Origin of the sequence: Serratia sp. JSRIV004 (assembly GCF_019968705.1) — a bacterium.
GTDB lineage: Bacteria > Pseudomonadota > Gammaproteobacteria > Enterobacterales > Enterobacteriaceae > Chania > Chania fonticola_B.
In genome coordinates this window covers 2,740,054-2,761,895 of record NZ_CP074140.1, presented here as the reverse complement: position 1 = coordinate 2,761,895, position 21,842 = coordinate 2,740,054, and the positions used below count along the sequence as shown (strand labels likewise).

The following is a 21,842-nucleotide window of genomic DNA, read 5'->3' as shown; positions in this document are numbered from 1 at the left end:
TGACTTTACGGTAAAGTTCTGTGCGTATCGCAGTGCAGCATTCATACTGTGGATCAACATGTCCTCAATGGCAGCCAACCTGCCAGGGCAATAAAATGAACCAGGCAGAGCAAGATCCCGATGACACCTTCAGTGATTTACTGAAAATCATCACAGTTATAGCCATCATCCTCATCGCTCTGGGTAGTTGGTACCTCTGCGTCTAAAGAAAAATAAGGAACCCCGAATTGCCAACCAAGCGTATGCGTACCAAACACTGGAAAATGTTTGTGATCCTGGTGCTGATCTGTCTGGCCCTGCTGCTATTGCGCTGGGCAGCTATCGTCTTCGGCTAATCCTGCATTTTGTTAACCGCCTCTCCCGCTCGGGTAGGAGGCGCTTTGGCCACTGGCTCCAACAGCTCACGCAAATAGGCGATGCGGGCCTCCCCCTGTGGTAGCCACCAACGGCACCAGCGGTTTTTCACTTCGGCATCTCGGCTAAGTTGATAATAAGCCGCTAATTGTTCGACCAGTTTCATGGTTGCGCCCCTCTCGTTGATTTGACCAATCCAGTATTGAATATAAAAACCAGAAGAAACACTGATGGGATGATTTTTATACTTCCGGTTTTATTTTCTCTATGGCCTGACGGCTGGCGTAGCCGGTTGGCAACTGCTACATTGAGCAAAAATCACCCAGCCGAGGTTAGCGATGAAGTTCTCGGAACAGGAGATCAAACCAGTATGGGATGAGGTTGCCCGATTGATTGGCGACAGCGTGATGCAGTTGCGTCATCGAGGCGAGGAATTGTCGGTGGAGAGCCTGTCCAGGCAGTTGGCGCAGCATCTGGCGGAAAGCCACGATATCGAGCAGCGCATCCTGATCGGTGCAGCGATCAACATGCTGAAAGAGGGAAAGTGAATCGCCAACCGAAATGGTTGGCGATCCTGTAAGAGCCCAAGGTATGCAAGCCCGGCCTCTCTTGGTGTTATATTCTCACGTCAGCCCTGGCAGAGTAATCGGAATAGTCCAGATTGGTGACAAAGAATGCGCAGGCTCGGCCTACAGCCCCCTATAACAGCGTGGCAGGCACGATATCGGCCCATAAGGCCCGCGCATCATTGCCCTGAGCCACCAGCCTTAGCGGGCCATCCCCTGGTAGCCACCAGCAACCCTGTCGTGCGGCCAGCAACTTGCCGTCTGGCAACTGCCATTGCCCTCGCAGCACATACAACACACCGGCATGCTGTAGCGATAGCCCGATGGTTTCAGCAATGCGTTGCACCTGCGCCTGGTAGTGACCACGCCGCGTCATGATGTTGAAGTCCTGGCTGCTGCCGCCTAATAATCTGGCCTCTAGCGCCACATCCCCAGAGAAAGCAAACGGCTCACCGATGCGCTGCAACCGGTGATCGATCAGGCCTTCGCTGAACAAATGTACGCCATCGCCTTCCAGCAAAGTGATGGACCGGTCAATGCCGTTAAAGGCCGAGAAAGGCCCATTCTGCGCGATGGTAGCAATGCTGGCACGCCAGCCGAATTCGGTGTTGCCCGGCGGTTGGCAGGTAATTTCGCGAGTTTCTCCGCCGCCATTACGCCAAGGGCTCACCGGCAGCTCGGCAAAATCGAAACGGTTCAGTTTCATCACGCCTCCTGTTGGAACGTTTTCAGCACCTGTAGGAACTCAGCGCTGCTTTGTTGTTGCAACGCGTGACGCCCCTGCTCAATCACCTGCCGGCCTGCAACAAATACGTCGCGGATCTGCTCTTTGCCCCCGGCAAACAACCAGCGGTTGAGGATAGAGGCATCAGGCGCAGATGCCAGATACGGGTCCTCACCATCCAGCACCAACCAGTCCGCACGATAGCCTACCGCCAGCTTGCCAATTGCCGTACCACAGGCCTGAGCACCGCCCCGTAGTGCCTGTTGATAAAGCACGTCTGCCACAGCGGGTTGCTCTGACGTGGTCAGGCGGTTACGTCGCTGATCGCGCAGCCGCTGCCCATACTCAAACCAGCGTAACTCTTCCACCACGTTTAGGGAAACATGGCTGTCCGAACCGATCCCCCAGCGCCCCTGGTGGTGCAAATAACTGTCGCCTGGGAAAATGCCGTCACCCAGGTTGGCCTCGGTAGTCGGGCATAATCCGGCTACCGCTTTGCTGCGAGCCAGTTGCTCAAGCTCTTCACGATCCAGATGAGTGGCATGCACCAGACACCAGCGGCTATCCACCGGCAAATGTTCATACAGCCAGGCTACCGGGCGTTGACCGCTCCAGGCCAGGCAGTCGTTGACCTCTTTTTGCTGCTCGGCGATATGAATATGTACCGGCAAGGTCTGGTCAGAGGCCGCCAGGATCTGCTGCATCTGCCCCAGTTCAACCGCCCTCAGCGAATGGAAACATAACCCCTGATTCTGCAATGGCTGGCCTGCCAGTTGGCGGGCTATCACCTGTTGCTGTTCGAGGTAGCTCTCCACACTCTGAATAAAGCGCCGCTGCCCCGCTTGCGCAGGCTGGGCACCAAACCCGGCGTAGCTGTAAAGCACCGGCAACAGGGTCATGCCAATGCCTGCCTGAAGCGCTGCCTCACTGAGGCGACCTGTCATCTCGCCCCGGTCGGCGTAGGCTTTTCCTTCCGGTGTGTGATGCAGATAATGGAACTCGGCAACCTGGGTGTAGCCGCCCTTGAGCATTTCGATATACAGTTGACGGGCGATAACCCCAACCTGCTCCGGGGTTAAGCGCTGAACCAGGCGATACATCAGATCGCGCCAGGTCCAGAAGCTGTCTTGTGGGTTGCCCGCGACTTCCGCCAGCCCCGCCATCGCGCGCTGGAAGGCATGAGAGTGCAGGTTCGGCATGCCCGGCACCACGTCGCCGTGCAGGCGCAGGCAGCCGTCTGAGTCAGTATTGGGGGTCACTTGGGCCAATTGGCCGTGAGCATCGACTTCAAGCCGTACGTTATGGGCCCAACCGGTCGGAAGCAGTGCGCGAGAGGCAAAATAAGCAGGCATAGCAGTATTCCAAAGTAGGTGTAACGGCTAAGAACGCACGACTGTCACGCCGCGCAGGTAAAAAATTTGTAAACCAGTTTCATTCATCTGGTGAACGGACGCTTACTTGTATATACATATACATATCTTCAACATCAACAGTAAACTGGTGTTATTATTTTTTTATTTGACGAGGTTAACGTCGTGGTAGATCAACAGACCGTGTTGCAGCTGGCTGCAGCAATGAGCGAAACCCCCGCCCCGATCTATCAACGGGTCAAACAGGCCATCGTAAGCCAAATCCGTGCGGGCCACTGGCAGCCGCACCAACGCGTTCCCTCGGAAAGTGAACTGGTCAGCGAGCTGGGCGTCAGCCGCATGACCATCAACCGGGCCTTGCGTGAATTGACCAGCGAGGGCTTTTTGATCCGCATGCAGGGCGTTGGCACCTTCGTGGCCGAGGCCAAGGCACACACCGCGTTGCTGGAAGTACATAATATTGCCGATGAGATCGCCGCCCGAGGGCACCGCCACAGCAGTAAAATTTTGCAGCTGACCGCCCGCCCGGCCAGCGCAGAGGAGGCGACGGCATTGGGGATCCCGCCGGGCCAGCAGCTGTTCTACTCGCAGATTGTGCATTATGAAAATGACGTGCCGGTGCAGGTGGAAGATCGCTGCGTCAATCCGCTGGCGGCCCCAGATTATATGAAGCAGGATTTTGATCGGGTCACGCCCTATATTTACCTGACCCAGTCCGCTCCGCTGACCGCAGGTGAACATATTGTCGAAGCCGTGGTGCCAACCAAGCAAGAGCGCGAACTGCTGCAATTGGAAGACCACGAGCCAGGCCTGCTGATCCATCGTCGCACCTGGTCTGGCAAAATGGTGGTGACCTCTGCCCGCCTGCTCTATCCAGGCAGCCGCTATCAGCTGTTTGGCCGTTTTATCAATCAGGTTTAAGTTGGACAGAGCGTGCTACCCAGGGGGCGCAGTTCATGTGCAGCGCCCCTAGTGCCGTTTCCGGTACCGCTAAACCCTGCCTTTTTCGCGTTTCATCACATCTCGGTAACAAATATTTATCCCCTCTCTTGTCGCAGCCCGGCGAATGCGCTAGGTTGTTTTTAATTGTATATACAACCATGTGGGAGCGGGAACACCATGACGTCTGAGATCCACTGCGACAGCCTGTGGCACGGGGCCGATATCGTCACCATGCGTGACGGCAAATATCACATCATCAGCAACGGTGCGATCGCCGTGCGCGCAGGCAAGATTGTCTGGTTGGGTGAACAGGCCACTATGCCAGCCTTGAACGCGGCCAAAACGGTGAAGCTTGACGGTGGCATCATCACCCCCGGCCTGGTGGATTGCCACACGCACCTGGTGTTTGGCGGCAACCGCAGTGGTGAGTTTGAACAACGTTTGAACGGGGTGAGCTACGCAGAGATTGCCGCTCAGGGCGGTGGGATTATCTCCACGGTCAAGGCCACGCGCGATGCAGAAGAACCCCAGTTACTGCATGAGGCGCTGCTGCGTCTGCTGCCACTGCTGGCCGAAGGCGTCACCTGCGTGGAGATAAAATCCGGTTACGGATTAACGCTGTCCAGCGAGCTGAAAATGTTGCGCGTGGCACGTCAATTAGGCGCGACATTGCCGGTCGAGGTGAAAACCACCTGCCTGGCCGCTCATGCCCTGCCACCGGAATATGCCGGACGCAGCGACGACTATATCGATCTGGTGTGCAATACCATCATCCCTGAAGCCGCAGCAGCAGGCCTGGCAGATGCAGTAGACGCATTTTGCGAACATCTGGCCTTCTCCCCTGAGCAGGTTGAGAGGGTTTTCGCGGCCGCTGAGCTTGCTGGCCTGCCGGTGAAACTGCACGCGGAGCAGCTTTCGGCTCTGGGTGGCAGCACATTGGCGGCACGGCATCATGCCCTTTCCGCCGATCACCTGGAATATGCCACCGAACAAGATGCAATGGCGATGGCAGCGGCCGGAACCGTGGCGGTACTGTTACCGGGGGCCTACTACTTGTTACGAGAAACGCAGTGCCCACCGGTTGAGCTGTTCCGCAAACACGGCGTCAAGATGGCCATTGCCAGTGATGCCAACCCTGGCACCTCACCCGCACTATCGCTGCGTCTGATGATTAATATGGCTTGCACCCTGTTCCGTCTTACGCCGGAAGAAGCGCTGGCAGGCGTCACGCTGCATGCCGCCAAGGCTTTGGGCCTGCAGGAAACCCACGGCTCGCTGGAAGTGGGCAAAGTGGCCGATTTTGTTCACTGGCCGCTGGCACGCCCGGCAGAGCTGGCTTACTGGTTGGGCGGCCAACTGCCCTGCACGGTGATTTTCCGAGGAGAAGTCCGTTAATGATTTGCGATCCTTTCGAGTTCCAGAGCGGCCAACTGCCGCTGTTGATCAGTATTCCCCATGCTGGCACCCGCTTGACGCCAGCGGTTGAGAAAGGGCTCACCGATGAGGCCCGCCCCCTGCAAGACACCGACTGGCATATTCCACGGCTGTACGATTTTGCCCGTGCCATGGGTGCCAGCATCCTGGTGGGTAACTATTCGCGCCTGGTGATTGACCTCAACCGGCCGGCAGATGACAAACCGCTCTACACCACTGCCACCACCGGTCTGTTTCCGGATGTGTTGTTCGATGGCCGCCCCAGTTTTCTGCCAGACGCCGCCCCTTCGGACGAAGAACGGGCCGGATACCTGCAGAACATCTGGCAGCCCTACCATCAGCAACTACAGAATGAGCTGACACGGCTAAAAGCCCAACACGGTTACGCCTTACTGTTTGACGCCCACTCGATCGCCTCCGTGATACCGCGCCTGTTCGACGGCAAGCTACCCGATCTCAACCTGGGCACCAACGGGGGTGAAAGCTGCCCTTCTTCACTGAGTGACAGGCTGGTCACCTGTTGTCAGCAACAACAGCAGTTCAGCCACGTGCTCAACGGGCGCTTTAAAGGGGGCTACATTACCCGTGCCTATGGTCAACCGCAGGAAAACCAGCACGCGGTGCAGCTGGAGCTGGCGCAGGTGAACTATATGTCCGAGCAGACATTTGAGTTTGATGCCGCCCGTGCCGCACCTTTACAACGCCTGTTGCAGCAGATGATAGAAAGCATGCTGGCCTGGGGCGAGCAACAACGCTAATCCGCCACAACTCCGGTGCCGCTATTGCGCCGGAGTCAATCTTGCCCTCACCGATATCCCCTCCTGTCTTTCATAACCTTCCATGACGATTTGAGCACTGCATCCCAATTTTGATGGAAAGGTTGCCCACTGGTCTGAACAGCGCACAAAACAGCGGCCCGTGACTTTTGCCTTGCGCCACAATTGGGCCTCTTTCATCCCATGCCCACCCGTTGCTGGCCAGAGATCAGGGATTGAAAGACCACCCTTGCCTTACCCGCCATCCACGTCTCTATCGTGGCTGTGGTAGACACTCGTGTGTAGTCGGCCACGGTGATGTGTGGCGTTCGTTATCTCAGGAGGAAACTATGTCTGACACCCCGCTAAACTGGCGCGCCGCACAGGCAACCGCCGCTCAACTGTTGGCAGGCTGGCAAACCGCAGGCCAACCCGGTGGGGCTATCACCCTGTTTGACACTGATAATACCCAGGCAGTGGTGTGTGCTGGGCTGGCCGATCTGGCACGCCGCGATCCTTTCACTGCTGATACCGTGGTGCGCTATGCCTCCATCACCAAACATATTTTTGCCGCGCTGGCGCTTAATGCCACCGATAACGCTCTGCAGCTTGACGATCGCCTTGGCAGTCTACTGCCCGAATTGCAGGGACAATTGGCGGAGGTGACGGTAGGCCAGGCTTTGGACATGACCAGCGGGCTACCCGATATTCGGCAAACGCTGGGGCTGCTTGGCGTCTCGGTCAACACCGTCAGTGAGGCCCAGCCAGTAATGGAGTTTATCCATGGTTTAACCCGGCTCAACTACCCGCTAGGCAGTGAGATCACCTACACCAATACCGGCTACCGCCTGGTAGAAGCGGCGCTGAAGACTAAAGGGTACGCTTTTGATGATCTGGTTCAGCAGCATCTGGCCCGCCCTCTGGACGTACAGCTACAAGCCCCCGAAAGCTGGTTTGATGTGGTGTCTGGGCTAGCTCCCGGCTATTGGCATACGGCCAATGGTTGGCAACAGACCAGCGCCGGCTTGCATCTCTCCGCCTCTGGCAGCCTGACAGGGAGCGCCAACGCCCTCACCCGCTGGTTGCAATGCCTGCTGGCCAATAACGGCCCTGGCAAAGGGGTCCTGACGCAGCTAAGTGCCCCGCGTCGGCTCAGCCAGGGCCAAGTCAGCCGTTACGGACTAGGGCTGGCGCAAACGCCGCTTGGCAGCCAGATATTGCTCGGCCATGGCGGTTCTCATGCCGGTTATAAGACCTATTTTCTGCTAGCGCCTGACCGGCAAGCAGGTGCCCTGCTGGTCGCCAACCGTGAAGATTGTGACAGCTTTGCCATCATTTTACAGGTGATGGCGGCGCTGTTGAACGAACCGCTGCCCCAACGCAGCACGGCGATCCCAGATGGCATCTACGCCACCCGGGCGGAACCCTATTGGTTGGAAGTTAAAGGGGGCAACGTGGCCTATCTGGGCTCCAACGAACCGCTGTATCAAAGTGAAGACGGTTATGCAGTATCGCTCTCGGCCCATCAGCCAATGCGCCTTAAGTGGACAGGTGAAGCCATAGAAGGTGAAGTTGGCCACGTTGCACGCCGCTTTCTGCCGGTCGCTAGCGAAACGGTTTGTCTCAAGCAGGTTCAAGGGCACTGGTATCATCCACAATACCGCACCGCGTTTGAAATTTGCGGCAACCAGATCCACATCGGGGTCGGCCCGGCGGTGCAAACCGGCACCCTAAGTTCGCTGGGGGATGGGAGGATATTGGTTGAAAGCAACGATGGGCCCAACCTGAATCGGTTTTGTCTGTATTTCCGCGGTTACCAGGTCGATCTGATCGCCAGCCGCAGCCGTGTACTCACGTTCAAAAAGAACATCTGCGCCCGAGCGTAAAGGTTCGCCGTGCCATGACGGGGCGCTGCATGCTGCGCCCGCCTATCAGCCCGACATATCATTCACACTAATTATTAAAAAACAGGTCGTGGCTATCAGGCAAAAAATTGTTCACGCGCAAAACTACTCATGATATCCGAGTAAATGCCGTAGATTTTTCTTGCGGCAAAATAAGCCATCCAGTAATTTTAGTCGGCCACAGAAATGAGTAAACCTGCTCTTTTTCGTTGCACCTCAAAACCCATCTTATGTCATCGATAAATGATACTACTCAATTTCCCGCAGTCCCGTGCGGGATTTCTTTTACTACTTTTCACTACTATAACGCCACTTTTTAGTCTTTTTTGTTGCTGTTTTGTTGCGAATAATTTACCTTTAGGCCTTGAAAAGCTCAACCACTCAGCGTGGCGAAACCGCTATTTCTGGGCGTTTAGGAGTTATAACCATGCACATGACGTTGATGGAGTACATCCAGCTGCACTTCAATGGTGATATTTATCGCTATGCGCAATTTGAAGGTGTCAGCCGTGAGCAAATCCTCAAGTGGATCGACAATGAGTGCTACGTTATCAAGGGTAAATTGGTTATGCCGGTTAAACATTTACCCGCGGAAAGTTAGCCATAATGATGAAAAAAAACCCCGCCAACGCGGGGTTTCCTGTTTCTGATACCACGAAAAATCAGAAGTTATAACCGGCAACCAGGTAGTAACCCCAGCCGGTAGACTTGATTGGCCCCTGCGGCGTACCGATGTCCACCCCATCATTCCATTGACCACCGTTATGGAAGTAACGTGCCACGAAGGAGTAATGCCAGTGATCGTAGTTCAGCGCCAAAATGTGGCTGGAGGCGATAGAGTTGCTGGTACGTGCCTGACGGCCATCCACCACGAAGTTGTCGCTGCCCAGATCGGAATCAAAGTCAAAGTTGGTGAAACCGATATAGCTCAGGTTGCCGCCCCACATTTCGGTCAACGGCACAAAATATTTCACCTTGAAGCGATAGCCGTCCCAGCTGTTCTCGTTGGATGCACCATAGTTCTGCCATTGGTATTTGGCATAAATGTTCATCGACAGGCTCATCGGCAGACCGGTTTCGATATCGGTACCTAGGCCCATATACCAGGTGCTTTGACGGGAGGCGTTGTTACGCCCCATGTCGTAAATGTAGTTGTTGGCAAAATACCACTCTTTGAACGGCCCAAAGCCCAGGTTGGTGCCGGTCAGTTTGTCGATGGAGAAGCGCGGTTCGATCTCCATAAACAGCGGTGAACCTTTATCCCAGATACCACGGTTTGGCGTGTTACCGGTGCCGAAGAACTTTGGCACATCCACGTAGCCATAGAAATCCAGCCAGTCTTTCTTGGCAAAGGCTTCATACTCCAGATACACGTCATTGTTCAGCTGCGGCCCGAAGCGGGTATGGTAGCTGCCTACTACGTTGACACTCTGATGCCACCAGTCTGAAAGATACTGGCTGTCTTTGCTTTCTGCCGCCATGGAAGCGGGGCTGAAAGACGCGGAAAGAAGCACACCTGCTGCGAGAGCTATTTTCTTCATTTTATTACCACATGCTGAGTGGGCCAATTCCCTGCCCGTTGGAATGATATGTGTCTGGCGACGCCTGCTGTAAACGAACGGTTACCTATTGCCGTTAGCCGTGCGCATTATAGAAAGCTCTCACTGTAATAATCTGTGATCCAGTCAGGCATTTTACCATCGCGTAATCGATTGCGTTCTCATTTTTTAAAATAAATTGCAGTACAAAACATTTTTGATGTGATTTTCATCATGTCGATAAGTTTCAAATGACGATTTTTGGTGTCTTGGTGTACAACACCAAATTTTAACCTGGGGTTAAAAAGCGCGTAAAAAAGCCGACGCTTATGTCGGCTTAGTGGCAGGCGGGCACGGGATACGTCCCCTTGGATGGCGAACCGGTTGTTTTGTCAGCGGGCTCCGGGTACGGCCTTGGCAATGTTCTCTTGCCGGAATATCACCTCATCACCCGTGGCAATTTCCCACTGGCTGACCGGGATATCGACTTTCGGCGAGGCCACGACTACCGAGCCGTGGATCAGCTTATCGTCACGGCGCAGGATCATCACATCCAACTGGTATTCATGCGGTAGGTTAGCGGTGGTCAGGCGAACGATATCACCAGTGCTGAAACTGTGACCATTAAGCGCTGGCTGCTGAATAAATTGAATATCTTTTCTCATTTTCCCGTTCCTTCTGGCAGAACACTTACCTTGAGATTAGCTCGAAATTCATTATTCTGCCGCCTGCGCAGGTAAAAAATAGGCCTCAGTCGGCGCGGGTGGCCCGCCAGCAAATCAGCGATCCTAGCGTGACCATCATCACCCCTTGCCAGAAGTTGAGGGTCAGCGCGGTGCTGAGTACCACGGCGGCAAACACCGATGACAATACCGGGGTAAAGTAAGATACGGTCGCCAGCAGCGTCATATTGCCATGCAGGATCCCGACGTTCCAAGCGGCATAGCCAGCCCCCATCGCCGTCCCCACGCACAGCAATGCCACCACAACCGGCAGGCTAAAGTGCATGCCGCTTTCATTACTGAAAGGATATATCAGCCACAGCGCCAGCGCGGTCAGCGAGATAAACAGCACTACCGCGTTTTTGCCCTGGGCGATCCTCTTGGTCACGTTGCAATAGATGGCCCAAATCACCGCACCGCTGAATGCCAGCCCGTAACTCAACGGATTACTGCGCACGTTGGCCAGCATTTGTGCCGGTGACCAACCGCCGCTGCCACTCATGATCCAGCCAATCCCGAACAGGGAAAGTAACAAACCAGGCACCACCCACCATTTGGCCTTTTGCCCATTGAACAGAATGGCCATCAACACGGTAAAACAGGGCCAAAGGTAGTTGATCATCCCCAGCTCAATGGCCTGCATACGGTTGTTGGCATAGCCCAGCGACAGCGAGAGGCAAATCTCATACAGCACAAACAGCAGACTGCCGAGGATCAGATAGGAACGGCGGAACTCGCGCAGCTTGGGAATGCCCATCACCCCCAGCAGAAACAGCGTGCCCACGCTATAGATCATCGCCGCCCCGCCGACCGCCCCCAACCCTTCGCTGACGCTGCGGATCAGGCCAACCACGCTGCTCCATAACACAATGGCCAGCAGGCCGAGCAAGGTAGCTTTATGGGAAGCAGACAACGGAGGCATTAGCGTAGGATCCAATTGGTTATTTTTATACGATTTTTTACTCTACTGCCCTACCAGGGAAAAAGAAAGGGCGCAACGTTGCGCCCATGCATTTACTGCTGAGGTTGGCGCTCCAACTGCGGCGGCGGCTGGCGGAAACGACGGGTAAGATAGGCTAGATAGCCAAACCCGAGCGCCGCCCACAGCAGCCCCATGGTCAGGGAGCTTTTTTCCAGGTTCAGCCACAAGATCCCTACCGTCAACGCACCCACCAGCGGCAGGATCAGGTAATGGAAGCGGTCTTTCCAGCTCTTGTTGCGCCCTTGTCGAATATAGAAGTGGCTGATCACCGAAAGGTTGACGAAGGTAAAGGCCACCAGCGCGCCAAAGTTGATCAGGGCGGTCGCCGTCACCAAGTCGAAGGATAATGCCGATAACGCCACCAGACCAACCAGCAGCACGTTAAGCGCTGGCGTGCGCCATTTAGGATGCACGTAACCAAAGAATTTTTCCGGGAACACATTGTCGCGCCCCATCACATACAGCAGCCTGGACACGCTGGCATGGGAAGCCAGGCCAGAAGCCAGGGTGTTGATAAAGGTGATGCACAGGAAGATCGACTGGAACAGCTTGCCGCCCACATACAGCGCGATTTCCGGCAGTGCCGCATCAGGCTGTTTGAAACGCTCCAGCGTCGGGAAGAACAGCTGAATAAAGAACGACACGGTGATAAAGATCACCCCACCATAGAGTGCAGTAAGGAAAATAGCGCGCGGGATCACACGGGCGGCATCGGGCGTTTCTTCACACAGCGTAGTGACGGCGTCAAAACCCAGAAACGAAAAGCACAGGATGGTGGCGCCGGTAATAATCGGCAATAAATGGGCGTTTTCACTGATAAAGGGTTGCAGACTCCACACCTGGCCAACCCCTTCGCCATTGTGCAACCCTCGTACCACCAGGAAGATAAACACCACGATAATCGCCACCTGCGCCACCACAAACAGGGTGTTGAAGTTTGCCACCAGGCTGACGCTTTTCAGATTGATCGCGGTGATCAGGATCACAAAGCCTACCACCCAGACCCACGGCGGAACCTCTGGGAACAGGGCCGTAAGATAAATTTTGGCCAATAGCGTATTGATCATCGGCAAAAACAGGTAATCCAGCAGCGATGACCAGCCAACGAGGAACCCCACGTGCGGGTTGATAGCCTTTTGCGCGTAGGTGTAAGCCGAGCCCGAGGTCGGGAACTGGCGCACCAGCTTGCCATAGCTGATGGCGGTAAACAGCACCCCGGCCAATGCCAACAGGTAGGACGCCGGAACGTGCCCGTCTGTCACGCCAGAAACGATACCGAAGGTGTCAAACACCGTCATTGGCGTCAGATAGGCCAGGCCCATCATCACCACTTGCCACAGTTTCAATGTCTTGCGCAGTTGCGGTTTGCCCGCGCCATTATCGTCGATGGCACTTATCGTCATTGGGTTATTCCTCACCGGCGTCCTGTACGCCAAGTTGGAAGAAGTCATCACCGTCGCGCACGGCTTCGCCAGGCCACAGGTAGCCCGCGGGAATGCGCCGGCGCGCGGTAGGATCGGGCTGAGGACGTCAGGCGTTTTTCAGCATCCACTCGATTTCGGTTTCGGTGATCAGCCGCTCAAACTGCTGCAGCTCATCGGTCTTACAGGCCAGATAGACGTGGCTGAAACGTTCGCCCAGCAGCGCATTGAGCACCGGCTGGTGTTCGAACTCATACAGCGCATCGCTCTGGCGGATCGGGAAAGGTAGCCCCTCTTGCTCCAGCCCGTTGCCGGTGACTGGCTCAAGCAGCGGTAACTGAGTGTCGAGGCCGTAGACAATCCCGGCCAGAATGGTTGCCATCACCAGATAAGGGTTGGCATCGGCACCCGCCACGCGATACTCCACGCGGTGGCTGTCGCGATCGCCACAGGGAATACGTAACGCTACGGTGCGGTTGTTATGGCCCCAGGATGCCTGGGTAGGAACGTACATCCCCGCCTGGAAGCGGCGGTAAGCATTAACGTTAGGAGCCAGCAGCGCCATAGAGGCAGGCATCAAGGCGATCATGCCAGCCAGCGCCTGCTTCAACAGCGCGGAATCTTCGCCATCCGCATCGGCAAAGACGTTGTTACCTTGCTTGTCCAGCATGCTGATATGCACATGCATACCGCTGCCCGCATGTTCCTCGTAAGGCTTAGCCATGAAGGTTGCATGCATATGGTGTTTCTCTGCCACCATGCGTACCAGCCGCTTTAACGCCAGGGCATGGTCACAGGCCTGCAATACATCATTGGTGTGATGTAGATTAACCTCAAACTGGCCCGGTGACGCTTCCGCTACCGCACCGTCGGCCGGGAGCCCTTGCAGGCGAGCCAGTTCGTCGATTTCGCTCAGCACGTCGGCAAAGTGGTTGAGGTTATCTACCGAATAGACCTGGCTCTGGGTGTTACGCTCCTGGGTGCCGGGGGCGCAAGGGGGTTGCAAATAACCTTCCGGATCGCGTTGGCGATCGATGAGATAGAACTCCAACTCTACCGCTACTACGGGGAATAACCCGCGCTGACGCAAACGCTGCCACACTCGGTTCAGCACATTGCGCGGTTCAACGTCAAAGGGAGTACCATCTTCATCCAGCATGGTGAGCAGTACCTGGCCCAGATATTGCGGATCGGCCGCCGATGGCGTCAGGGTTCCGGCTACCGGCACACAAATATGGTCCGGCTCACCCATGTCCTGCCCCAAACCCGCCTCTTCCACCACGTTGCCAAGAATATCCATCGCGAACACCGAGGCTGGGAAGTAACAGCCCTTCTCCAGTTTACCCAACCCGCTCACCGGAATGCGCTTGCCGCGGAAGCTGCCGTTGAGATCGGTCAGCAGCACGTCGATATGCTGGGTTAACGGATAACGTTCCAGATACTTCTTCACTTCGCGCTGGAACGTGCTACTTCGCCTTTCTTCATTATGTTGCACAAAGTTTTCGACTTCTACGATGTTGGTTTGCATGTTTCACCCGCCGTTATGTTTGGTCTGTGGTTCTCACACTTACTGGCTTCGATGTTTTGACCATCTTGCTCAATATAATGTCCACCAATGAAACATAGATGCAACAAAAATGTTTTGCAAGTGTTAATTTTGGTTTGAATATTGGCCATTCGACTGCTAGATTTAGTGAATATTGAACAAAAAAGGCGATTAAACGGCTTATCGGTCATAATTTCGAACAACCTGTAGGGGATAGCATGGGCAATATATTTAACAGACCAATCGTCGGCGTCGTGATGTGCAGGTATAGGTTAAACCAGCACCTCACCCAGACCTTGCAAGAAAAGTACCTAAATGCAGTGTTAGCTGCCGGAGGATTACCGATCGCCCTGCCGCACGCGCTGGCAGAGCCGGAAATGCTGGCAGAGTTGCTGCCCCACCTCGACGGCATCCTGCTGCCGGGTAGCCCCAGTAATGTGCAGCCGCACCTTTATGGTGAAAACGGCGATGAGCCTGACGCCGATCCTGGGCGCGATGAATTGAGCCTGGCGCTGATCGGCCAGGCACTGAGCAGGCGCATCCCCCTTTTCGCCATTTGCCGCGGTATGCAAGAGCTGGTGGTCGCGACGCAAGGTACGCTACACCGTCGTTTATATGAACAACCCGAGCTACTCGAGCACCGTGAAGATCACGATCTGCCGCTGGAGCAGCAATATGCCCCGGCTCATGAAGTTACCGTGCAAGACGGAGGATTGCTGGCGCAGCTGCTGCCGGATTGCCACCGATTCTGGGTGAATTCCCTGCACGGCCAAGGAGCCAAAACCCTCGGCCCAAGCGTGCGTGTTGAAGCCTATGCCGCCGACGGCCTGGTGGAAGCCCTCAGCATTCGCGATCAGCCCTTTGCCTTAGGGGTGCAGTGGCATCCTGAATGGAACAGCGATGAATACGCCCTGTCCCGTCTGCTGTTCGAAGGATTTATTAACGCCTGTCAGCACTATCAGAAGGAAAAACGCCTATGAGCGACGTCAGCTTGGCTCCGGGGAAACGCTTGTCGCAGATCCGCCAGCAGTTAGGGCTATCACAGCGCCGGGTAGCCGAACTGTCTGGCTTGACGCACAGCGCCATCAGCACCATTGAACAGGACAAGGTCAGCCCGGCCATCAGTACGCTGCAAAAGCTGCTGACTGTGTATGGGCTGTCGCTATCGGCTTTCTTTACCGAACCGGAACAGCCGAATGAGCCGCAGATCGTGATCGACCATGACCATCTGATCGAAATCGGCAGCCAGGGGGTTTCGATGAAGCTGATCCACAACGGCGATCCCAACCGCACCCTGGCAATGATGATCGAAACCTACGATCCGGGCACCACCACCGGTGAACGGCTCAAACATCAGGGGGAAGAGATTGGCACCCTGCTGGAAGGCGAAGTGATGCTGCAGGTCAACGGGCAAAGCTTTCACCTACGGGCAGGCCAGAGCTACGCCATCAACACCGCGATCCCCCATAGTTTCAGCAACACCTCGGCGCGCATTTGCCGAATTATCAGCGCACATACGCCGACGACATTCTGATTAACGGAGCAAGGTATGGACTTCCACCACCTGGAATATTGGCAACAACGGGCACAGGCCCTGAAGATTGAAAACCGGCTGTTTATCAATGGCCGCTACCTCCCGTCGGCAGAAGGGGAAACCTTTAGCATTCAGGATCCTGCCGGGGCTCGTGAACTGGTACAGATGGCCCGTGGCAGCCACATTGATATCGATTTGGCCGTCAAGGCGGCTCGCGAGGTGTTTGAACGCGGCGACTGGTCGCAAGCCTCCCCTGCCAAACGCAAGGCAACGTTGTTCAAACTCGCCAGCTTGATGGAACAACACAGCGAAGAACTGGCACTGCTGGAAACGCTGGATACCGGCAAGCCCATCCGCCACAGCCTGCGCGACGATATCCCAGGGGCGATCCGCTGTATCCGCTGGTACGCCGAAGCCATCGACAAGGTGTATGGCGAAATTGCCCCAACCGGCCATGATGCGCTCGCCCTCATCCAGCGGGAGCCCATCGGCGTGGTGGGTGCCATCGTGCCGTGGAACTTTCCGCTGCTGTTAGCCTGCTGGAAGTTAGGCCCGGCGCTGGCGGCCGGTAACAGCGTAGTGCTTAAACCCTCGGAAAAATCACCGCTCACCGCGGTTTATCTAGGCGCTTTGGCACAGCAGGCAGGATTACCCGATGGCGTCCTGAACATTATTCCTGGTTTCGGCCACGATGCGGGCAAGGCGTTGGCACTGCATAACGACGTTGACGCTCTCACCTTTACCGGCTCCACCCAGGTGGCCAAGCAGTTGATGAAGTACGCCGGTGAATCCAACATGAAGCGCGTGTGGCTGGAGGCCGGTGGCAAGAGCGCCAACATTATCTTCGCCGACTGCCCGGACCTGGATAAGGCGGCGCAAGGCGCGGCGGCCGGGATCTTTTATAACCAGGGCCAGGTGTGCATTGCCGGTACGCGCCTGCTGGTAGAGGAAAGTATTCAGCAGGCGTTTTTACAGGCATTGCAGCGGCATGCAGCGGCCTTCGCACCGGGCAATCCGCTCGATCCGCAAACGCTGATGGGTACGCTGATCGACCAACAGCACTGTGAAAAAGTCACCGGCTATATCGAACAGGGTTTGAGCCAGGGAGCCTCGCTGTTCCTTGATGGGCGAGCTCATCCGCAAGGCGATCATCACGGCTATCTCGGCCCTACTATTCTCACTCAAGTGGATAACGCGATGCACGTCGCGCGGGACGAGATTTTTGGCCCTGTCTTGGCCGTCACGACCTTCAACGGTGAGCAACAGGCACTCGCATTAGCCAACGATAGCGAATATGGGTTGGGTGCGGCCGTCTGGACCCGCGATCTGTCACGGGCACACCGCATGGCCCGCCAGTTGAAAGCGGGCACCGTGTTCGTCAACAACTACAACGACGGCGATATGACCGTACCGTTCGGCGGCTACAAGCAAAGCGGTAACGGCCGCGATAAATCGCTGCATGCGCTGGATAAATTTACCGAACTGAAAACCACCTGGATTTCACTGGAATAAGGAATTGATGATGACTGAACACGTAAAAAGCTACTATGCGGCAACGGTCAATGACCATCAGCCTTATCCGCAGTTGAATGAATCGATCGACTGTGACGTCTGTATCGTGGGGGGGGGCTACACTGGCCTGTCATCGGCGCTGTTTCTGGTCGAAGCCGGTTATAACGTGGTAGTGCTGGAGTCTGCCCGTATCGGCTTTGGTGCTAGCGGCCGCAACGGTGGCCAACTGGTCAACTCCTACAGCCGCGACATCGACGTGATCGAAAGCCGTTACGGTGCAGAAAGCGCCAAGCTGCTGGGTAGCATGATGTTTGAAGGTGCAGAGATTATCCGCAGCCGTATCAAGCGCTATGCCATTGACTGTGACTATCGCCCCGGCGGGATCTTCGCCGCGCTTAACAATAAGCAGTACCACGCGCTGATCGAACAAAAGCAGCACTGGGAGCGTTACGGCAATACGCAACTTGAACTGCTGGATGCCGACCGTATCCGCCGGGAGGTCAGCAGCGATCGCTATGTTGGCGCGTTACTCGATCACAGCGGCGGCCATATCCACCCGCTCAACCTGGCATTGGGCGAGGCCGAGGCCATTCGCCTGCAAGGAGGACGGATATTCGAACAGTCCGCAGTCACCAATATCCGTCACGGAGAGCCAGCAGTGGTCAGCACCGCCAACGGCCAAGTCACCGCTCGTTACGTGATCGTGGCCGGGAACGCCTATCTAGGCGATAAACTGGAGCCAAGGCTGGCCAAACGTAGTATGCCGTGCGGGACTCAAGTGGTCACCACCGAGCCCTTGGCTCCAGAAGTGGCAGCCTCACTGATCCCACAAAACTATTGCGTGGAAGATTGCAATTACCTACTGGATTATTACCGTTTAACCGGTGATAACCGGCTGCTGTACGGCGGTGGTGTGGTCTATGGCGCCCGGGATCCGGATGATATCGACAACCTGATCCGCCCCAAGCTGCTGAAAACTTTCCCGCAACTGAAAGGCGTACGCATTGATTATCGCTGGACCGGCAATTTCTTGCTGACGCTATCACGCATGCCGCAGTTTGGTCGGTTGGAAAACAATGTCTACTACATGCAAGGCTACAGCGGGCACGGCGTGACCTGCACCCATCTGGCGGGCAAGCTGATAGCAGAGCTGATGCGTGGCGATGCCGAACGTTTTGACGCCTTTGCCAAACTGCCGCACCTGCCGTTCTTTGGCGGCCGTAACCTGCAAATCCCCTTCACCGCCATTGGTGCTGCCTACTACACTCTGCGCGATCGAATTGGGGTTTAATTCATCGCTGCCTCCGCACAAATCTGTTACTTAAATTGATACATTTTTCTAACTAGGCTGATTCTTAGAGGTCGGACTAGTTAGAACCTTTGTTTAGCAAAATTATCAGTAAGTTAGCGATCTTAATTTTTATTAAATACCGGTTAATATTTTACAGGCCATTTACTTAATATTAATAACTGCCGTTACGAAATAGAGCGGATTTTAAACTGAAATTTGCTGGTTACACTATATTTTATATTGCTTCTTTGTTGCTCTACCGACAAAAAAACAATATTATAAGACTTAGGATTAACGTTAATTAAGTTAATTACACTGTCTGACATGGAGTGAATCAGCATGACAAAGCCTCAATATCTCATCGAAGGAGATGTCCTTTTCTGCCCGAATAGCGTCGGTTTTTATCATCAGGAACTTCAGGAAGAAATCGTCACTATTTCCTCGTCTGCAGCTCGACTTTTCTCCTTTCTTATTAAAAATAAAGGAGAAATTGTTGAGAGAGAAGTGCTTCTGCAAAAAGTGTGGGATGATTACGGTCTACAGGCCAGCAATAATAATCTCAACCAATGCCTGAGCACGCTACGGCGGATCATCAAGAGCATGGGTATTGATAAAAACATCATAGAAACCATACCAAAAGTAGGGTTAAGAATAGCTAGTGATGTCGCCATTGAAGAGATCGCAATTAATCAGGGCGAGCCTGAATTACCTCGTAAAGAGAAAAAGAATTTTCTGAGCAAAATTAAAATCACTTACGTTTTAATTGCGTTGGTGATTATATTAACGGTGACTACCGTGGTGCATATATTTCACATCTACCAGCACTACTACCAATCAGATGCGAACTATACCGCTATGACGTGGAACAATCCGGGCTGCGAGTTAACTGCAGATCCGTCAGTAGGTCATATGCCTAAGCTGTCCTCTTTTGCTAACACAGGCAGTCACCTATTAAAAAGGGAGCTGGTAAGCTCCCTGAAACTCTAGACATTCTCGCCAAGTAGCGGCGCAGTATGCTGCGCCCGCTGATTTAACCGATAGGCTCTAGCTCACATCGCTACGCCGATAAAGCGCAACACCTACGGCCAATACGCCAAGCATGCCGGCACAGCTACGGTTTACCCAGCGCATCACGTTCGCCGAGAATTTCCGCATCGCATGGCGGCCGCCGTAGGCATAGATCGTCATCATCACGCAGTCGATCATCGCGCTGACCAATGCCAGGATCAGGTATTGCATGGCGATCGGCTTTTCTGGCTGAATAAACTGCGGCAGAAAGGCCGAGAAAAACAGCAGGCCCTTAGGGTTGGACAAACCGACCATCAGGGAACGCAGGAATGCCGTTTTCCCGGTCGCAGCGGCGGCGCTAGCGTTTACCGCCAACGCCTTTACCGGCGCTCGCCACAGCACCCAGGCCAGGTAGACCAGATATAACGCACCACCCCATTTCACCACGGCAAACAACTGCTCAGAGGCCTGCAACAACGCCCCTAGTCCGCAACCGACGGCGCCGATCAGCAACAGATCGGCCAATACCGCCCCCAGGAAACCGTAACTGGCAATACGCATACCGTGGATTGCACCATTGTTTAGCGCCAACAGCATGGACGGGCCAGGCGTCACCATAACCGCACTGACGGCAATCACGTAAAGCAAAAGCGTAGTTAACTCCATCAACAACTCCGGACAAATGTAAAACTCTCTGCGCCGCTGCATCGCAACACGACAACTTCGTTATGGTGGGGAATATAGGGGATCTGGCCGATGTGATTCAAGTCACATTCTGTCCGGAACGGAGTGATGGAGCAAGAAACCATCCCCCAAGCCATCAATTCAACAAAAAACAACCAGCATGCGGACTTATTGCTCACAAATAGCGAACAAATTCACAAAACGTATGAATAAAGCCAAATGTATACAAATTAATTAACTATAATGTTGCAATAATGCAGCAATTTATTGATGAACTCTCGTCTCAAAAAACATATAGTAATAGCAGATTAATCATCAATGATTTCCCTGGTGTTGTTGTGTTTGCCCCTCATTTTTTGCGGGGCTTTTTTCTTCCCCCTGACCCGTCATCCCACTTGTTACTCCCTTTTTAGCGTGCGGCTAGCTTCGTCTCTACCAGTGGTTTACCAATCTATGTGGAGCTATCACCGAGCGATAAAGGTACACTGAACTCCTCCTACCTCTACCCGGTGAAAAAGATGTCTTTCTTTGATGCTTTTAAGCTATTCGGTGACGCCCCCGTTGATGTCACCTGCCCTGAATGCGCAAAAAGTTCGCCGCAAAATCGCAGCAAGGTGAAAAAAAACGTCACGCTGATCTGCCCCCACTGTGGACATTATTTCCGTAAACGCGAAGATTGAGAGTGCCAAGAACGAACTGCGTCGGCTGAGATAGGCGGGAGTGGCTGCAAATAAACCGCTATCAATGGGCTCGATAGCGGCAAAGACCACATGGGACTTCGGAACGTTGTTTGAATGGATATGGCAAACACGGCCATTATATTCATGTATAGAGAGTGGGTTATGCCTACCCTCTTCATTTAGGAATTTATCCCGAGATTTCCAGTGTGGCTTACACCGTGAGTATGAACTCCCAGCCTCTGACGCTCAACTCGGTTGGAATAAAAGCACTGCTTCTAAACTACCATCAGTTTCCCATCCGCATATGAGCCATAATGTCATTCACCGCATCGTCAACTGTTCTGTGGTTGATGACCATAACAATGGGGCAGTTTACTTTTTCCAGCCATTGCTGATGCCGGACAGCATTTCTACTGACGTCAATTGATGTCTCATACGCTGCAGCCCATTCAACAAACTCCCTGTAGCGCTCATATTGATCACCGCCGGGTAAAATGGCATCCCCGAATCTCATTGACTCTCTGTGGCGGATACGTTCAAGACGAGTTTCATTTTCTACGTATACGTAGACCACAAGCTCAAAGAATGGGATAAACATGTCGCCCCAGCCACATAGCGAGCCACTCAGTATCCACTGTCTGTGGGATGCCAATGCAGTTGACAGGCGCCGTTGTCTTTCTTGAGTTTCATACACCACGGTATAGGGCGACGATGTGTTGCGCCAATAGAAATCATCGGAATCAAAATGTTGGCAATCAATTCGTTCAGCCAATCGTCTTGCGATCGATGTCGTCCCCACTCCAGAGGCACCCAAAATGTGTATTCTGTTTATTTTCGGCGTCACCGGGGGCTGATTTTTAAGTATTCTGGCCATT

23 protein-coding genes are annotated in these 21,842 nt (G+C 54.3%); 13 read left to right on the top strand and 10 right to left on the bottom strand.

What is annotated here, in order from left to right:
- Window positions 1–227 precede the first annotated feature (227 nt).
- The gene (yniD, locus tag KGP21_RS13255; RefSeq protein WP_223499378.1) at window positions 228–335 is read left to right on the top strand and encodes a small membrane protein YniD; all 108 of its coding nucleotides are present in this window, start codon (window positions 228–230) and stop codon (window positions 333–335) included.
- Here the strand turns inward: yniD and KGP21_RS13250 are convergent.
- Window positions 332–520: a hypothetical protein gene (locus tag KGP21_RS13250; protein ID WP_059200596.1), complete on the bottom strand. Its 189-nt coding sequence runs from the start codon at window positions 518–520 to the stop codon at window positions 332–334. The genes yniD and KGP21_RS13250 overlap by 4 nt on opposite strands.
- Before the next feature lie 172 nt (window positions 521–692).
- Here KGP21_RS13250 and KGP21_RS13245 point away from each other — a divergent pair, with 172 nt between their 5' ends.
- Entirely contained in the window at window positions 693–902 is a 210-nt protein-coding gene (locus tag KGP21_RS13245; protein ID WP_021804636.1) for a DUF2767 family protein, read from the top strand.
- 151 nt (window positions 903–1,053) lie between these two features.
- Here the strand turns inward: KGP21_RS13245 and KGP21_RS13240 are convergent, their stop codons facing one another.
- Together KGP21_RS13240 and KGP21_RS13235 are read right to left on the bottom strand one after the other, a co-directional pair.
- Window positions 1,054–1,626 (bottom strand): HutD family protein, encoded by a 573-nt coding sequence (locus KGP21_RS13240; RefSeq protein WP_021804637.1) that lies wholly within the window; start codon window positions 1,624–1,626, stop codon window positions 1,054–1,056.
- Window positions 1,626–2,996 (bottom strand): formimidoylglutamate deiminase, encoded by a 1,371-nt coding sequence (locus KGP21_RS13235; RefSeq protein WP_179251462.1) that lies wholly within the window; start codon window positions 2,994–2,996, stop codon window positions 1,626–1,628. Before KGP21_RS13235 ends, KGP21_RS13240 begins: the two co-directional genes overlap by 1 nt.
- Window positions 2,997–3,179: 183 nt before the next feature.
- On the opposite strand from KGP21_RS13235, the gene hutC reads away from it, so the two are divergent.
- From hutC to KGP21_RS13210, 5 genes are all read left to right on the top strand, one after another.
- Window positions 3,180–3,935 (top strand): histidine utilization repressor, encoded by a 756-nt coding sequence (hutC, locus tag KGP21_RS13230; protein ID WP_021804639.1) that lies wholly within the window; start codon window positions 3,180–3,182, stop codon window positions 3,933–3,935.
- Window positions 3,936–4,133: 198 nt separating this feature from the next.
- Window positions 4,134–5,351, top strand: a complete 1,218-nt coding sequence (gene hutI, locus KGP21_RS13225; protein ID WP_223538431.1) for an imidazolonepropionase — start codon at window positions 4,134–4,136, stop codon at window positions 5,349–5,351.
- Window positions 5,351–6,148: an N-formylglutamate deformylase gene (hutG, locus tag KGP21_RS13220; RefSeq protein WP_021804641.1), complete on the top strand. Its 798-nt coding sequence runs from the start codon at window positions 5,351–5,353 to the stop codon at window positions 6,146–6,148. The genes hutI and hutG overlap by 1 nt, the downstream gene beginning before the upstream one ends.
- Window positions 6,149–6,495: 347 nt before the next feature.
- The gene (locus KGP21_RS13215; RefSeq protein WP_021804642.1) at window positions 6,496–8,031 is read left to right on the top strand and encodes a serine hydrolase; all 1,536 of its coding nucleotides are present in this window, start codon (window positions 6,496–6,498) and stop codon (window positions 8,029–8,031) included.
- Between the two features lie 445 nt (window positions 8,032–8,476).
- Window positions 8,477–8,650, top strand: a complete 174-nt coding sequence (locus KGP21_RS13210; protein ID WP_021178238.1) for a hypothetical protein — start codon at window positions 8,477–8,479, stop codon at window positions 8,648–8,650.
- A gap of 61 nt (window positions 8,651–8,711) precedes the next feature.
- Here KGP21_RS13210 and KGP21_RS13205 read toward each other — a convergent pair whose 3' ends face one another.
- From KGP21_RS13205 to KGP21_RS13185, 5 genes are all read right to left on the bottom strand, one after another.
- Window positions 8,712–9,590 carry a nucleoside-specific channel-forming protein Tsx gene (locus tag KGP21_RS13205; protein ID WP_021804643.1) on the bottom strand — a complete coding sequence of 293 codons (879 nt, stop codon included), beginning with the start codon at window positions 9,588–9,590 and terminating at the stop codon, window positions 8,712–8,714.
- Between the two features lie 389 nt (window positions 9,591–9,979).
- Entirely contained in the window at window positions 9,980–10,252 is a 273-nt protein-coding gene (locus KGP21_RS13200; protein WP_021178240.1) for a hypothetical protein, read from the bottom strand.
- An 85-nt stretch (window positions 10,253–10,337) separates the two neighbouring features.
- On the bottom strand, window positions 10,338–11,231 hold the full coding sequence (gene yddG, locus KGP21_RS13195; protein ID WP_021804645.1) for an aromatic amino acid DMT transporter YddG: 894 nt from the start codon (window positions 11,229–11,231) through the stop codon (window positions 10,338–10,340).
- A 92-nt stretch (window positions 11,232–11,323) separates the two neighbouring features.
- On the bottom strand, window positions 11,324–12,694 hold the full coding sequence (locus KGP21_RS13190; RefSeq protein ID WP_021804646.1) for an APC family permease: 1,371 nt from the start codon (window positions 12,692–12,694) through the stop codon (window positions 11,324–11,326).
- Window positions 12,695–12,821: 127 nt separating this feature from the next.
- A complete protein-coding gene (locus KGP21_RS13185) occupies window positions 12,822–14,240 on the bottom strand; it encodes a glutamine synthetase family protein (protein WP_021804647.1) in 1,419 nt (472 codons plus the stop codon).
- Between the two features lie 236 nt (window positions 14,241–14,476).
- Here KGP21_RS13185 and puuD point away from each other — a divergent pair, with 236 nt between their 5' ends.
- The 5 genes from puuD (at window position 14,477) to KGP21_RS13160 (ending at window position 19,582) form a co-directional block, all read left to right on the top strand.
- The gene (gene puuD, locus KGP21_RS13180; protein ID WP_021178244.1) at window positions 14,477–15,238 is read left to right on the top strand and encodes a gamma-glutamyl-gamma-aminobutyrate hydrolase; all 762 of its coding nucleotides are present in this window, start codon (window positions 14,477–14,479) and stop codon (window positions 15,236–15,238) included.
- Window positions 15,235–15,792 (top strand): HTH-type transcriptional regulator PuuR, encoded by a 558-nt coding sequence (gene puuR, locus KGP21_RS13175; protein ID WP_021804648.1) that lies wholly within the window; start codon window positions 15,235–15,237, stop codon window positions 15,790–15,792. The genes puuD and puuR overlap by 4 nt, the downstream gene beginning before the upstream one ends.
- A 15-nt stretch (window positions 15,793–15,807) precedes the next feature.
- On the top strand, window positions 15,808–17,304 hold the full coding sequence (puuC, locus tag KGP21_RS13170; RefSeq protein ID WP_021804649.1) for an aldehyde dehydrogenase PuuC: 1,497 nt from the start codon (window positions 15,808–15,810) through the stop codon (window positions 17,302–17,304).
- A gap of 10 nt (window positions 17,305–17,314) precedes the next feature.
- Window positions 17,315–18,595 carry an FAD-binding oxidoreductase gene (locus KGP21_RS13165; RefSeq protein ID WP_223538430.1) on the top strand — a complete coding sequence of 427 codons (1,281 nt, stop codon included), beginning with the start codon at window positions 17,315–17,317 and terminating at the stop codon, window positions 18,593–18,595.
- A gap of 339 nt (window positions 18,596–18,934) precedes the next feature.
- Entirely contained in the window at window positions 18,935–19,582 is a 648-nt protein-coding gene (locus tag KGP21_RS13160) for a winged helix-turn-helix domain-containing protein (protein ID WP_051363671.1), read from the top strand.
- Window positions 19,583–19,639: 57 nt separating this feature from the next.
- Here KGP21_RS13160 and KGP21_RS13155 read toward each other — a convergent pair whose 3' ends face one another.
- Entirely contained in the window at window positions 19,640–20,269 is a 630-nt protein-coding gene (locus tag KGP21_RS13155; protein WP_021804652.1) for a LysE family translocator, read from the bottom strand.
- Window positions 20,270–20,805: 536 nt separating this feature from the next.
- Here KGP21_RS13155 and KGP21_RS13150 point away from each other — a divergent pair.
- A complete protein-coding gene (locus KGP21_RS13150; protein WP_021178250.1) occupies window positions 20,806–20,967 on the top strand; it encodes a YnfU family zinc-binding protein in 162 nt (53 codons plus the stop codon).
- A 286-nt stretch (window positions 20,968–21,253) separates the two neighbouring features.
- Here KGP21_RS13150 and KGP21_RS13145 read toward each other — a convergent pair whose 3' ends face one another.
- Window positions 21,254–21,841 (bottom strand): AAA family ATPase, encoded by a 588-nt coding sequence (locus KGP21_RS13145; RefSeq protein ID WP_166734812.1) that lies wholly within the window; start codon window positions 21,839–21,841, stop codon window positions 21,254–21,256.
- Window position 21,842: the final 1 nt, after the last annotated feature.